The 13,008-nt window shown below is 58.3% G+C and carries 9 protein-coding genes; 2 read left to right on the top strand and 7 right to left on the bottom strand.

The window, feature by feature from the left end; translation table 11 throughout:
- Positions 1–83: 83 nt before the first annotated feature.
- Positions 84–1,991 (bottom strand): molecular chaperone HtpG, encoded by a 1,908-nt coding sequence (gene htpG, locus BLR20_RS01015; protein WP_010432925.1) that lies wholly within the window; start codon positions 1,989–1,991, stop codon positions 84–86.
- A gap of 313 nt (positions 1,992–2,304) precedes the next feature.
- On the opposite strand from htpG, the gene BLR20_RS01010 reads away from it, so the two are divergent.
- Positions 2,305–2,565, top strand: coding sequence for a lipoprotein (locus BLR20_RS01010; protein ID WP_002552985.1), 261 nt, complete (start codon positions 2,305–2,307; stop codon positions 2,563–2,565).
- A gap of 93 nt (positions 2,566–2,658) precedes the next feature.
- Here BLR20_RS01010 and brnQ read toward each other — a convergent pair whose 3' ends face one another.
- Positions 2,659–3,972 (bottom strand): branched-chain amino acid transport system II carrier protein, encoded by a 1,314-nt coding sequence (gene brnQ / locus BLR20_RS01005; protein WP_032613524.1) that lies wholly within the window; start codon positions 3,970–3,972, stop codon positions 2,659–2,661.
- A 301-nt stretch (positions 3,973–4,273) separates the two neighbouring features.
- On the opposite strand from brnQ, the gene BLR20_RS01000 reads away from it, so the two are divergent.
- On the top strand, positions 4,274–4,849 hold the full coding sequence (locus BLR20_RS01000; protein ID WP_032613526.1) for a GNAT family N-acetyltransferase: 576 nt from the start codon (positions 4,274–4,276) through the stop codon (positions 4,847–4,849).
- Between the two features lie 99 nt (positions 4,850–4,948).
- Here the strand turns inward: BLR20_RS01000 and sucD are convergent, their stop codons facing one another.
- The 5 genes from sucD to BLR20_RS00975 all read right to left on the bottom strand — a co-directional run bounded on the left by sucD (position 4,949) and on the right by BLR20_RS00975 (position 12,922).
- Positions 4,949–5,830: a succinate--CoA ligase subunit alpha gene (sucD, locus tag BLR20_RS00995; RefSeq protein ID WP_010432935.1), complete on the bottom strand. Its 882-nt coding sequence runs from the start codon at positions 5,828–5,830 to the stop codon at positions 4,949–4,951.
- Positions 5,830–6,996 carry an ADP-forming succinate--CoA ligase subunit beta gene (gene sucC, locus BLR20_RS00990; RefSeq protein WP_002552981.1) on the bottom strand — a complete coding sequence of 389 codons (1,167 nt, stop codon included), beginning with the start codon at positions 6,994–6,996 and terminating at the stop codon, positions 5,830–5,832. The genes sucD and sucC overlap by 1 nt, the downstream gene beginning before the upstream one ends.
- 208 nt (positions 6,997–7,204) lie before the next feature.
- Positions 7,205–8,641 (bottom strand): dihydrolipoyl dehydrogenase, encoded by a 1,437-nt coding sequence (lpdA, locus tag BLR20_RS00985; protein WP_003394569.1) that lies wholly within the window; start codon positions 8,639–8,641, stop codon positions 7,205–7,207.
- A gap of 172 nt (positions 8,642–8,813) precedes the next feature.
- The gene (gene odhB / locus BLR20_RS00980; protein ID WP_054993958.1) at positions 8,814–10,049 is read right to left on the bottom strand and encodes a 2-oxoglutarate dehydrogenase complex dihydrolipoyllysine-residue succinyltransferase; all 1,236 of its coding nucleotides are present in this window, start codon (positions 10,047–10,049) and stop codon (positions 8,814–8,816) included.
- Positions 10,050–10,090: 41 nt separating this feature from the next.
- Positions 10,091–12,922 (bottom strand): 2-oxoglutarate dehydrogenase E1 component, encoded by a 2,832-nt coding sequence (locus tag BLR20_RS00975; protein ID WP_003366703.1) that lies wholly within the window; start codon positions 12,920–12,922, stop codon positions 10,091–10,093.
- Positions 12,923–13,008: the final 86 nt, after the last annotated feature.

Below are 13,008 nucleotides of genomic sequence, written 5' to 3'. Positions count from 1 at the left end.
TCCTGATCGTTGGAGAGATGAAGGACATGTCGCGGGAACTGAAACAAAAAACCCGCCGAAGCGGGTTTCTTGTCAACCGGCTATCAAACCGACAGTTCTACCAGCAACTTGTTCAGACGGCGCACGTAAGCGGCCGGATCCTTGAGGCTGTCACCGGCGGCCAGCGCGGCCTGATCGAACAGGATGTGCGACAGATCGCCGAAGCGGTCTTCGCTCTGCTCGGCATCGAGCTTGCCGATCAACGGGTGGGCAGGGTTGAATTCGAAGATAGGCTTGGAATCCGGCACCTTCTGCCCGCTGGCTTCCAGAATCTGACGCATCTGCAGACCCATATCCTGCTCGCCAATTGCCAGAATCGCAGGCGAATCGGTCAAGCGATGGGAAACCCGCACTTCGCTCACCGACTCACCCAGCGCGGCTTTCAGACGCTCGATAAGGCCTTCCTTGTCCTTGGCGATCTCTTCCTGAGCCTTCTTGTCCTCTTCGGAGTCAAGATTGCCCAGGTCCAGGTCACCACGCGCCACATCCACAAAGCCCTTGCCATCGAAATCGCTCAGGTAGCTCATCAGCCACTCGTCGATACGATCGGTGAGCAACAGCACTTCGATGCCCTTCTTGCGGAAGACTTCAAGGTGCGGGCTGTTCTTGACCTGCGCGTAGGATTCGCCAGTGAGGTAGTAGATCTTGTCCTGACCTTCCTTGCCACGCGCCAAGTACTCGGCCAGAGAAACGCTCTGTTCGCCGCTGTCGTCGGACGTCGATGCGAAACGCAGCAGACCGGCGATTTTTTCCTTGTTGGCGAAGTCTTCTGCCGGACCTTCCTTGAGGACCTGACCGAAGTTTTTCCAGAACCCCTTGTACTTCTCCGGCTCGTTTTTCGCCAGCTTCTCCAGCATGTCCAGCACGCGCTTGGTCAGCGCCGACTTCATCGAATCGATGATCGGGTCTTTCTGCAGGATTTCGCGGGAAACGTTCAGCGACAGGTCATTGGAATCGACCACGCCCTTGACGAAGCGCATGTACAGCGGCAGGAACGACTCGGCCTGATCCATCACGAACACACGCTGCACGTAGAGTTTCAGACCACGCGGTGCTTCACGCTGATACAGATCGAACGGCGCACGCGCAGGTACGTACAGCAGCGAAGTGTATTCCAGCTTGCCTTCGACCTTGTTGTGGCTCCAGCTCAGCGGGTTCTCGTAGTCGTGCGCGACGTGCTTGTAGAACTCCTGGTACTCCTCGTCCTTCACCTCGGTGCGCGGACGGGTCCAGAGTGCGCTGGCGCGGTTGACGGTTTCCCACTCCAGCGCCGGCGCCTCCTCGCCTTCGGCTGCCGGAGCCTGCTCTTTGGGCAGCTCGATCGGCAAGGCGATATGGTCGGAGTATTTCTTGATGATGTTGCGCAGGCGGTAGCCGTCAGCGAACTCTTCTTCACCGTTTTTCAGATGCAGAACAATACGGGTGCCACGATCAGCCTTGTCGACAGTAGCGACTTCGAACTCGCCTTCGCCCTTGGAAGACCAGTGCACACCTTCGCTCGCTGGCGTGCCGGCACGACGGCTGAACACTTCGACCTGATCGGCAACGATGAACGCCGAGTAGAAGCCCACACCGAACTGACCGATCAGGTGCGAGTCCTTCTTCTGGTCGCCCGACAGGTTTTTCATGAAATCAGCGGTGCCGGACTTGGCGATCGTACCCAGGTGGGTGATCACGTCTTCACGGCTCATACCGATGCCGTTGTCTTCAAGCGTAACGGTCTTCGCGTCCTTGTCGAAGCTCACACGAATTTTCAGCTCCGCGCCGCCTTCCAGCAACTCGGGCTTGGACAACGCTTCAAAACGCAATTTGTCGACCGCGTCAGACGCGTTCGAGATCAATTCGCGAAGGAAAATTTCCTTGTTGGAATACAGCGAATGGATCATGAGGTGCAGCAGTTGCTTTACCTCGGTCTGGAAGCCCAGGGTTTCCTTTTGAGTTTCCACACTCATAATCATCAAACTCCGATCTGGATGGTATAAGCCATCACGGTCAGGCAGCAGCCTGTGTGACAGCGGGTAGTCATCAAGGTGGGGGCTGGGTCGGGGATTTCAAGAGCCAATGATGCCTGGAGCGTGTTTCATGCACCGGGCACGAGGCGAATCAGCCTGCTCGGAGCTCGCCGGAACGACTCATGACTGGCGCACTTTCATCAGCCTGTAACGACCGTGAAACAACGCCCTCCATTATTGTCGTCACGGGTGGAACTTAACCCTCGGGGGCAGGCTCTTAGGCTCGTGAATAATCAATAAGGAGAAACACCCCATGCGTAAATCTTTAGCCTATGCCTTGATGCTTTCTGCCACCCTGGGCCTTGCCGCCTGTGACAAAAAGTCCGAAAACACTCAGCAAGATGCCAACAAGGCAGCTCAGCAGTCCCAGGAGTCGATGGAAAAGGCTCAGGAAAAAGTGAATGACGCGGCCAAGGAAAGCCAGGAAGCCGCTCAGAAGAACGCTGAAGCCGCTCAGCAGCGCACCAATGAAAACGCCAACAAGGCGCCAGAAGCAGCACCAGCCACCAAGTAAGGCTGACACGCTCGCAGAACTAAAAAGGCCCGCTTATAGCGGGCCTTTTCATGCAGCACGATTTTTCCTGCGCAATCGTCTAAAGCACGGCCTTCAAGCCAGCGCCTCGCTGCGCTTGCCCATCACCCTGTCGACCACCACTGCAACTGCCAGTGTGACAACAGCAGGCACCAACCACGCAAGCCCCTGATCACCCAGCGGCAGATGGATCAGCACATCGGGCAGAGCCTCGGCGAAACCAGCGCCCTTCAGCGCATCGATCAGGCCGAATACCAGAGAAACCAGCATCACGGGGGCCACCACACGTCCCTGGCTCTGCCAGAGCTCCTTGCAGAAGCTCAGCGCGACCAGAACGATGCACGGCGGATAAATCGCCGTGAGCACCGGAATCGAGAACTGGATCAGTTTGGTCAACCCGAGATTGGACACCAGCAACGAGAACACCGCGAGAATAATCACCAGCGTTCTGTAGGACAGCGGCAACACCTTGGCAAAGTATTCGGCGCAGGCACAGGTCAGGCCTACTGCAGTGACCAGACATGCCAGGGAAATCAGCACGGCAAGGAATCCGCTGCCCAGCGAACCGAAGGTGTGCTGCACGTAGGCATGCAAAACCGCTGCGCCATTGCTGGCACCTGCCGCCACGGCGTGGCTACCGGAACCGAGACGAAACAGACTGACATACACCAAGGCCAGCCCGACCCCGGCAATCAGTCCGGCAATGATCGCGTAGCGAGTGATCAAACGAGGCGATTCGACACCGCGAGAGCGGATCGCGTTGACGATGACGATACCGAAGACCAGCGCCCCCAGCGTGTCCATGGTCAGGTAGCCATTGATGAAGCCCTGGGAAAATGGCGCTACCGCGTACGCCGGCTCCGCCTCCCCTATTCCGCCTGCCGGCAAGGCGAATGCCGCGATGCCCAGTACCGCCAGAGCGATGATCTTGAGCGGCGCCAGAAAACGTCCGACGGTATCGAGCAAGCGCCCCGGGTACAGCGAAACCCAGAACACCACCAGAAAGTACACCAGGCTGTAGAGGAACAAGGCCATCGGGGTGTCGCCGGTCAGCGGCGCGAGGCCGACTTCGAACGAGACCGTAGCGGTACGCGGAGTGGCGAACAATGGACCGACCGCCAGATAGCAGACTGCAGCCAGAGCTCCGCCGGCGATCTTGCCAATCGGACTGCTCAGCGCATCCATCGCGCCGCCGACCCTGGCCAGAGCGATCACGGTAATGACCGGCAAGCCAACCGCGGTAACCAGAAAGCCCAGCGCCGCCATCCATACATGCGGCCCGGCCTGCAGACCCACGATGGGGGGAAAGATGATGTTGCCAGCCCCGACGAACAGGGCAAATGTCATAAAACCGAGTGCCAGGATGTCCTGGCCTTTCAACACTTTCATTACGAGGGACCACACAGAATCGAAATAAGGGATGGGACGTCACCCATGAATGGGGCGGACGCAGCCCGTCGGCGTAAGACGTGGCAGTACCTTGCGAAACGCCCCTCGTGAGGGCAACGCAAAAACGGCGGACAGGGTAGCCAACTTCGCTGGAAAATGCACTGTCTCAGGGCGAGCCACCCGACGACGCACCTTTGACTGGCAGTTGCAAAAGCCACTGTAAAACGGGAAATGCCTGACAGACCAGCGGTGTGCTCATAGATAGATTGAGCGCCCCTTCCATACCCGGCAGCTTATTTCCATGCCCGACATCACTCACCTGAGTGCGATACCCACGCCAACCCTGCATACGCCACGTCTGGTCCTGCGCCCATTGCAGCTTGAAGACGCCGCGGTGATGCAAAGCCTGTTCAACCAGTGGGAAGTGGTGCGTTATCTGACCCACCACGTGCCCTGGCCTTATCCAGATGGGGAAGCGCTGCGCTATATCCGTGAGAACGCCTTGCCGGCCATGCAGGACGGTGAAGAATGGCACTGGTCGATTCGTCTTTGCGGCGAACAGGATCGCCTGATCGGTGCCGCGTGCATGATGGATGAGGAGGACAACAATCGCGGGTTCTGGCTATCGCCACCCTATCAGGGGCTGGGCCTGATGTCGGAGGTCTGCGTGGCCATCGACCGTTTCTGGTTTGAAACCTTGAAACGCCCGGTTTTACGTGTGGCCAAATCGGCTTTGAATGAAGCATCGTGCCGCCTGTCGCGGCGCGAAGGCATGCGCCTTGTGACTGTGCAGGAAGCACAGTTTGTCTGCGGGACGACACAGGAGCAGATATGGGAATTGACCCGCCAGGAATGGCGGATGAATAACAATCGATAGACGGAAACAGGGCCAGGACGCCGCGCTGCGTTTTTCACCCGCCCAAACAAAAGCCACCCGAAGGTGGCTTTTGTCGATTACCCGAAAAGCAAGCGAGGCTTACTTGGTCGGCCAACCGGTCAGCTCGGCCAGGGCCTTGCCGATGTCTGCCAGGGAGCGCACGGTTTTTACGCCAGCGTCCTGCAGTGCAGCGAATTTCTCGTCTGCAGTACCCTTACCACCCGAGATGATTGCACCGGCATGGCCCATGCGCTTGCCCGGAGGAGCAGTCACACCAGCGATGTAGGAAACAACCGGCTTGGTTACGTGTGCCTTGATGTAGGCAGCCGCTTCTTCTTCAGCCGAACCGCCGATCTCGCCGATCATGACGATCGCTTCGGTCTTCGGGTCTTCCTGGAACAGCTTCAGGATGTCGATGAAGTTCGAGCCTGGGATCGGGTCACCGCCGATACCAACGCAGGTGGACTGACCGAAACCGGCGTCAGTGGTCTGCTTCACAGCTTCGTAAGTCAGAGTGCCGGAACGCGACACGATGCCTACCTTGCCTGGCAAGTGAATGTGACCTGGCATGATGCCGATCTTGCACTCGCCCGGAGTGATGACGCCTGGGCAGTTAGGACCGATCAGGACCACACCCAGCTCGTCGCACTTGACCTTGGCTTCCAGCATGTCGATGGTCGGGATGCCTTCGGTGATGCAAACGATCAGCTTGATGCCGCCGAACGCTGCTTCAAGGATGGAGTCCTTGCAGAAAGGAGCCGGAACGTAGATAACGCTGGCAGTAGCGCCAGTGGTTTCTACGGCTTCTTTAACAGTGTTGAACACTGGCAGGTTCAGGTGCGTGGTGCCGCCCTTGCCTGGTGTCACGCCGCCAACCATCTTGGTGCCGTAGGCAATGGCTTGCTCGGAGTGGAAGGTACCTTGCGAACCAGTGAAACCCTGGCAGATAACCTTGGTGTCTTTATTGATCAGGACGCTCATTACTTGCCCTCCGCGGCTTTGACAACTTGTTGAGCAGCGTCGGTCAGGCTGGTAGCAGCGATGATGTTCAAACCGCTTTCTGCCAGTACTTTAGCGCCCAGCTCAGCGTTGTTGCCTTCAAGGCGAACAACAACCGGGATTTTAACGCCGACTTCTTTCACTGCACCGATGATGCCTTCGGCAATCATGTCGCAACGAACGATGCCGCCGAAGATGTTGACCAGTACTGCAGCGACGTTGGTGTCGGACAGGATGATCTTGAACGCTTCGGTAACGCGTTCCTTGGTGGCACCGCCGCCAACGTCAAGGAAGTTTGCAGGCTTGCCGCCATGCAGGTTGACGATGTCCATGGTACCCATGGCCAGACCGGCACCGTTGACCATACAGCCGATGTTGCCTTCCAGCGCAACGTAGTTCAGTTCGAACTTGGCTGCGTGAGCTTCGCGAGGATCGTCCTGCGAAGGATCGTGGAAGCCCTTCAGCTTTGGCTGACGGTACATGGCGTTGGCGTCGATGTTGATCTTGGCGTCCAGGCAGTGCAGATCGCCGTCAGCCTTGATCACCAGCGGGTTCACTTCCAGCAGCGCCAGGTCATGGTCCTGGAACAGCTTGGCCAGACCGGTGAAGATCTTGGCGAACTGAGTGACCTGCTTGCCTTCCAGACCCAGCTGGAATGCCAGATCGCGCCCCTGGAACGGCTGAGCGCCGACCAGTGGATCGATGGTGGCCTTGAGAATCTTTTCAGGAGTGTCGTGAGCGATCTTCTCGATGTCCACGCCACCTTCGGTGGAAGCCATGAATACGATACGACGGCTGGAGCGATCGACCACAGCGCCCAGATACAGCTCTTTGGCGATGTCGGTGCAGGACTCGACCAGGATCTTGGTCACTGGCTGACCGTTGGCGTCAGTCTGGTAAGTCACCAGGCGCTTGCCCAACCACTGTTGAGCGAACGCTGCAGCGTCTTCCTTGCTGCGAACCAGCTTTACGCCGCCCGCTTTACCGCGACCACCTGCGTGAACCTGGGCTTTGACGACCCACTCGGTCCCGCCGATCTTGTCGCAGGCTTCTGCTGCTGCTTCCGGGGTGTCTACCGCGTAACCCTTGGATACTGGCAGGCCGTACTCAGCGAACAGCTGCTTACCCTGATACTCGTGAAGATTCATGCTTATTACCGTCTTCGTTTAGGTACTGCGCATTCGGTGCTGCACGTCAGCGTGCCGCACCACCTGTGACCGCTACTCCGGGTGGACTCCGCAAGTGCCGTGGGACACTCGTGAAGCCGCCTGAGAGGTCGAGTCCGGCGCAGATTCCGCGGTAAGCCCTGCTTGCAAGGCCAACGACGGGCACTGCGTCGTGGTTTCTCTTGTTGTCTTAGCGTTTCTTGCGATTCTGGATATGGATGGCGCCGCCATTCACAGCCAGTGCAGCTTCATGCAGCGCTTCGGACAGGGTCGGGTGCGAGAAGACCATCATGCCGATGTCCTCTGCGCTGCTGCCGAATTCCATCGCGATTGCGCCCTGCTGTACCAGCTCTGCAGCGCTCGGGCCGATCACGTGAACACCCAGTACGCGGTCAGTCTTGGCGTCGGCAATGATCTTGACGAAACCGCCGGTGTCGTTGGCTGCCATGGCACGGCCGCTGGCTGCGAACGGGAATGTACCGACATTGACTTCAACGCCTTCGGCCTTGAGCGTCTGCTCGGTCTTGCCGACCCAGGCGATTTCCGGGTGGGTGTAGATAACCGACGGGATCAGGTTGTAGTTCATCTGGGCCTTGTGGCCCTTGATGCGCTCGACAACCATGATGCCCTCTTCCGAGGCCTTGTGCGCCAGCATCAGGCCGCGAACCACGTCACCGATGGCGTATACGCCCGGCACGCTGGTGGTGCAGTAGTCATCAACGTAGATGAAACCGCGCTCGTCCAGATCGACACCGCTGTCCGAAGCCAGCAGGTCGGTAGTGACAGGGCGACGGCCCACGGCAACGATCAGACGATCGAAGGTGATCGACTGTTCGCCGGCAGCGTCGGTGTAGCTGACCACAACCTGTTCGCCTTCGACCTTGGAACCGGTCACGCGAGCGCCCAGCTTGATGTCCAGGCCCTGCTTGTTGAAGGTTTTCAGTGCTTCCTTGGAAACCGCTTCGTCAGCTGCAGGGATGAACTTCTCCAGCGCTTCCAGAACGGTAACCTGAGCACCCAGGCGAGCCCAGACAGAACCCAGTTCCAGGCCGATCACGCCAGCGCCGATCACGCCCAGACGCTGTGGAACCTGTTGGAATTCAAGAGCACCAGTCGAATCGACGATGACTTTCTGGTCAACCGGAGCTGGCGGAATGTCGATAGGACGCGAACCCGAAGCCAGGATCACATGGTCCGCTTCGATGATTTCGACAGTGCCGTCGGCTGCGGTCAGCTCGACCTTCTTGCCGGCCAGCAGTTTGCCGTGACCCTGCAACGTGGTCACGCCATTGGCTTTGAACAGGCTGGCGACGCCGCCGGTCAGGCCTTTGACGATGGTCGACTTACGGCCGATCATCGCTGGGATATCGATGTTCAGTTCAGATGTCGAGATGCCATGTACGCTGAAGCCGTTCTTGGCTTCATAGAATTTCCAGGAGCTGTCGAGCAGTGCCTTGGAAGGAATGCAACCCACGTTCAGGCAGGTACCGCCGAGGGCCAGTTTGCCCTCCTTGTCCTGATACTTCTCGATGCAGGCAGTCTTGAGACCAAGTTGCGCAGCCTTGATGGCGGCAACATAACCGCCAGGGCCTGCGCCAATCACTACCACGTCGAATTTCTGGGACATAAAAAAGAATTCCTCTATAGCTGCGAGCTTTAACCTGCAAGTTGCAGGCAGGTCCGTGATGCTTTACAGACGAGCGTTGCAACCTGTTCATTAGATGTAATCTGCAAGACCCGGGCGGTACGACAGACTGCGCTCTTGCACAGCCTGTCGTGTTCAGCCCGGGACTGCGTCATCAAATATCCAGCAGCAGACGAGCCGGATCTTCCAGCAGGTTCTTGATGGTCACGAGGAAGGTTACCGCTTCCTTGCCGTCGATCAAACGGTGATCGTACGACAACGCCAGATACATCATCGGGCGAATCACAACCTGACCATTGACTGCCATCGGACGCTGCAGAATGTTGTGCATACCCAGAATGGCAGCCTGTGGCGGGTTGACGATCGGCGTCGACATCATCGAACCGAAAGTACCACCATTGGTGATGGTGAACGTACCGCCGGTCATCTCGTCGATGGACAGTTTACCGTCACGGGCTTTCTTGCCGAAGGTGGCGATGCCGCCTTCGATTTCAGCCAGGCTCATGTGCTCTGCGTTACGCAGAACCGGTACGACCAGACCGCGATCGCTGGAAACCGCGACACCGACGTCGGCATAGCCGTGGTAGACGATATCGGAACCGTCGATCGACGCGTTGACAGCCGGGAAGCGTTTCAGCGCCTCGGTGGCAGCCTTGACGAAGAACGACATGAAGCCCAGACGTACACCGTTGTGCGACTTCTCGAACAGGTCCTTGTACTTCGAACGCAGTGCCATGACTTCGGTCATGTCGACTTCGTTGAACGTGGTCAGCATCGCCATGTTCGACTGCGCTTCGACCAGACGCTTGGCAACGGTTGCACGCACGCGAGTCATCGGTACACGCTTCTCGGTGCGATCGCCAGCGGCGACGACAGGAGCAGCGGCAGCAGCAGGCTTGGCAGCAGGCGCAGCGGCCGGAGCGGATTTCTTCGCTTCAACTGCAGCAACCACGTCTTCCTTGGTGATGCGGCCATCTTTACCGGTGCCCTTGACGCTGGCCAGGCTGATGCCGTTTTCTTCAGCCAGTTGACGCGCAGCAGGCGCAGCAATCGGGTCTTCTTCGCCAGCAGCCGCAGCCGGTGCAGCGGCTGGTGCCGAAGCAGGTGCGGAGGCAGGCGCAGCAGCAGGTGCCGGAGCAGCAGATGCTGTAGCACCGTCATTCAATGTCCCAAGCACTTCGTTGGACAGTACGATGGCACCCTCTTCCTTGGTGATCGCACCCATCACGCCGTCAGCCTCGGCCAGCACTTCGAGGACAACCTTGTCAGTCTCGATATCGACCAGCATCTCGTCACGTTTTACCGCATCGCCCTCTTTTTTGTACCACTTGGAAATGGTGCCGTCGGCAACGGATTCCGGGAAAGAGGGGGCTTTGATCTCGATAGCCATTATCTGTAATTCCTTAATTCGGTTTCTAATGCTCGAAGGCGTTAAACAGTGAAGGCATCTTGCAGCAGTTTTTCCTGCTGCTCGGCGTGCATCGAAGCGTAACCACACGCTGGAGCGGCAGAAGCATCACGACCGGCGTACTCGAGAACGAGTTCACGTTTGTGGTTGCCCATGCTGCGACGCAGGTGGTGTTGACTGCTGTACCAGGCACCCTGGTTCATCGGTTCTTCCTGACACCAGACCACATGCTGCAGGTTGGTGTAAGGCGCGATGGTTTCCATCAAATCATCTTCAGGGAACGGATACAGCTGCTCGAGGCGAACGATGGCGATGTCTTCACGCCCTTCGGCACGGCGTTTTTCCAGCAGGTCGTAGTAAACCTTGCCGCTGCACAGCACCAGCCGCGTGACCTTGGCCGGATCGAGGGTATCGATTTCCGGAATAACGGTCTGGAACGAGCCTTCGGCCAGATCTTCCAGGGTCGAAACAGCCAGCTTGTGACGCAGCAGCGACTTCGGTGTCAGCACGATCAGCGGCTTGCGCAGCGGACGGATGACCTGACGACGCAACAAGTGGTAGATCTGCGCCGGAGTCGTCGGTACGCAGACCTGAATGTTGTGCTCGGCGCACAATTGCAGGTAACGCTCGAGACGGGCCGACGAGTGCTCTGGCCCCTGCCCTTCATAGCCATGAGGCAACAGCATGGTCAGACCGCACAGACGGCCCCACTTGTGCTCGCCGCTGGTGATGAACTGATCGACAACTACCTGAGCGCCGTTGGCGAAGTCGCCGAACTGGGCTTCCCAGATAACCAGTGCATCAGGCTGGGTGGTCGAATAACCGTATTCGAATGCCAGTACGGCCTCTTCCGAAAGGAACGAGTCGTACAGGTCGAAACGTGGCTGACCGGAGTACAGATTCTGCAACGGGATATAGGTCCCGGCGTCTTTCTGGTTGTGCAGCACGGCGTGACGGTGCGAGAACGTACCGCGACCGATGTCCTGCCCTGTCATGCGGATCGGATGACCTTCGAAGGCCAGTGTGGCGTACGCCATGGTTTCGGCGTAACCCCAGTTGATCGGCAAGCCACCGGCCTGCATCTTCTGGCGGTCTTCGTAGATTTTCTGAACCTGACGCTGCACGACGAAGCCTTCCGGCAGCTCCATGAGCTTGGCGGACAGTTCCTGCAGGGTCTTGAGATCGAAGCGGGTGTCGTGACGCGCAGTCCAGGCATGGCCCAGGTATGGACGCCAGTCGACGAACAATTCCTTGTTCGGCTCCTTGACCAGACTTTTCACCACGTGCAGACCGTTGTCCAGCGCGCTGCGGTAATCGTCGACCTTGGCCTGAACGCGGGCATCGTCGAGAACGCCGGTCTTGATCAGATGCTCGGCATACAGCTCGCGCGTGGTGCGCTGCTTGGTGATCTGCTGGTACATCAGAGGCTGGGTGCCGCTCGGCTCGTCAGCTTCGTTGTGACCACGGCGACGGTAGCAGACCAGATCGATCACGATGTCGCGCTTGAACTGCATGCGGTAATCGATGGCCAACTGAGTCACGAACATCACGGCTTCCGGATCATCCCCATTCACATGGAGGATCGGTGCCTGGATCATCTTGGCAACGTCGGTGGCGTACTCGGTAGAACGCGAGTCCAGCGGGTTGCTGATGGTGAAGCCCACCTGGTTGTTGATGACGATGTGGATCGTGCCGCCCGTCTTGAAGCCGCGAGTCTGCGACATCTGGAAGGTTTCCATGACCACGCCCTGACCGGCAAAGGCCGCGTCGCCGTGGAGGGAAATCGGCAGAACCTTGTCGCCGTTCGGATCGTTGCGACGATCCTGACGCGCACGCACCGACCCTTCGACCACCGGAGACACGATCTCCAGGTGAGACGGGTTGAAGGCCATGGCGAGGTGAACCTCACCGCCTGCGGTCATGACGTTGGAAGAGAAGCCCTGGTGGTATTTGACGTCACCGGAACCCAGTTCCACTTTCTTCTTGCCTTCGAACTCGTCGAACAGGTCGCGAGGGTTCTTGCCGAAGGTGTTCACCAGTACGTTGAGGCGACCACGGTGGGCCATGCCGATCACGACTTCCTTGGTGCCATAGGACCCGGAACGCTGAATCAGCTCGTCGAGCATCGGAATCAGGCTTTCGCCGCCTTCCAGACCGAAACGCTTGGTGCCCGGGTATTTGGTGCCCAGGTATTTTTCGAGGCCTTCAGCTGCAGTAACACGCTCGAGCAGGTGGCTCTGAATGTCAGCCGAGAACACCGGACGACCACGAACACTCTCGAGACGCTGCATGAACCAGTTGCGCTGCTCGGAATCCACGATGTGAGTGAACTCGGAGCCGATGGTGCGACAATATGTCTGCTGCAACGCTTCATGAATTTCGCGTAGGCTCGCTTCCTCTTTGCCGATGAACAGGTCGCCGGCACGGAAGGTCGTATCAAGATCGGCATTGGTCAAGCCGTAATGATTGATCGACAGATCCGCAGGCGCAGGGCGCTGCCACAGGCCCAGCGGATCGAGTTGGGCAGCCTGGTGGCCACGCATCCGATATGCCTGGATCAGTCGCAGCACTTCAACCTGCTTCTTCTCGTGTTCGCTGCTCACACTGCCGGCGGACACCGGTTGAGCGCGGCGCTGGTTTTTGGCCAGCAACACGAAATGATCGCGAATGGTCGAGTGCGATACATCAGTGGCAGAGCTGCCATCTGCTGGCAACTTCTGAAAGTAGGTGCGCCATTCTTCTGGCACAGCGTTAGGGTCGTGCAGGTAAAGCTCATAGAGCTCTTCCACATAGGCAGCGTTACCACCGGATAGGTGGGCACTGTTCCACATGCGCTGCATCACGCTTTCTTGCATGCTTGGTCACCCTCGGTAAGGGGACACCACCGGCGAAGACACCAGAGCAATCCTGAAATAGTCGTGTGCAGCGACTGTATCAAGTC

It is taken from the genome of Pseudomonas congelans, assembly GCF_900103225.1.
Classification (GTDB): domain Bacteria; phylum Pseudomonadota; class Gammaproteobacteria; order Pseudomonadales; family Pseudomonadaceae; genus Aquipseudomonas; species Aquipseudomonas congelans.
Note: the sequence above shows the minus strand (reverse complement) of the source record. Positions and strands in the feature narration are given on the sequence as shown.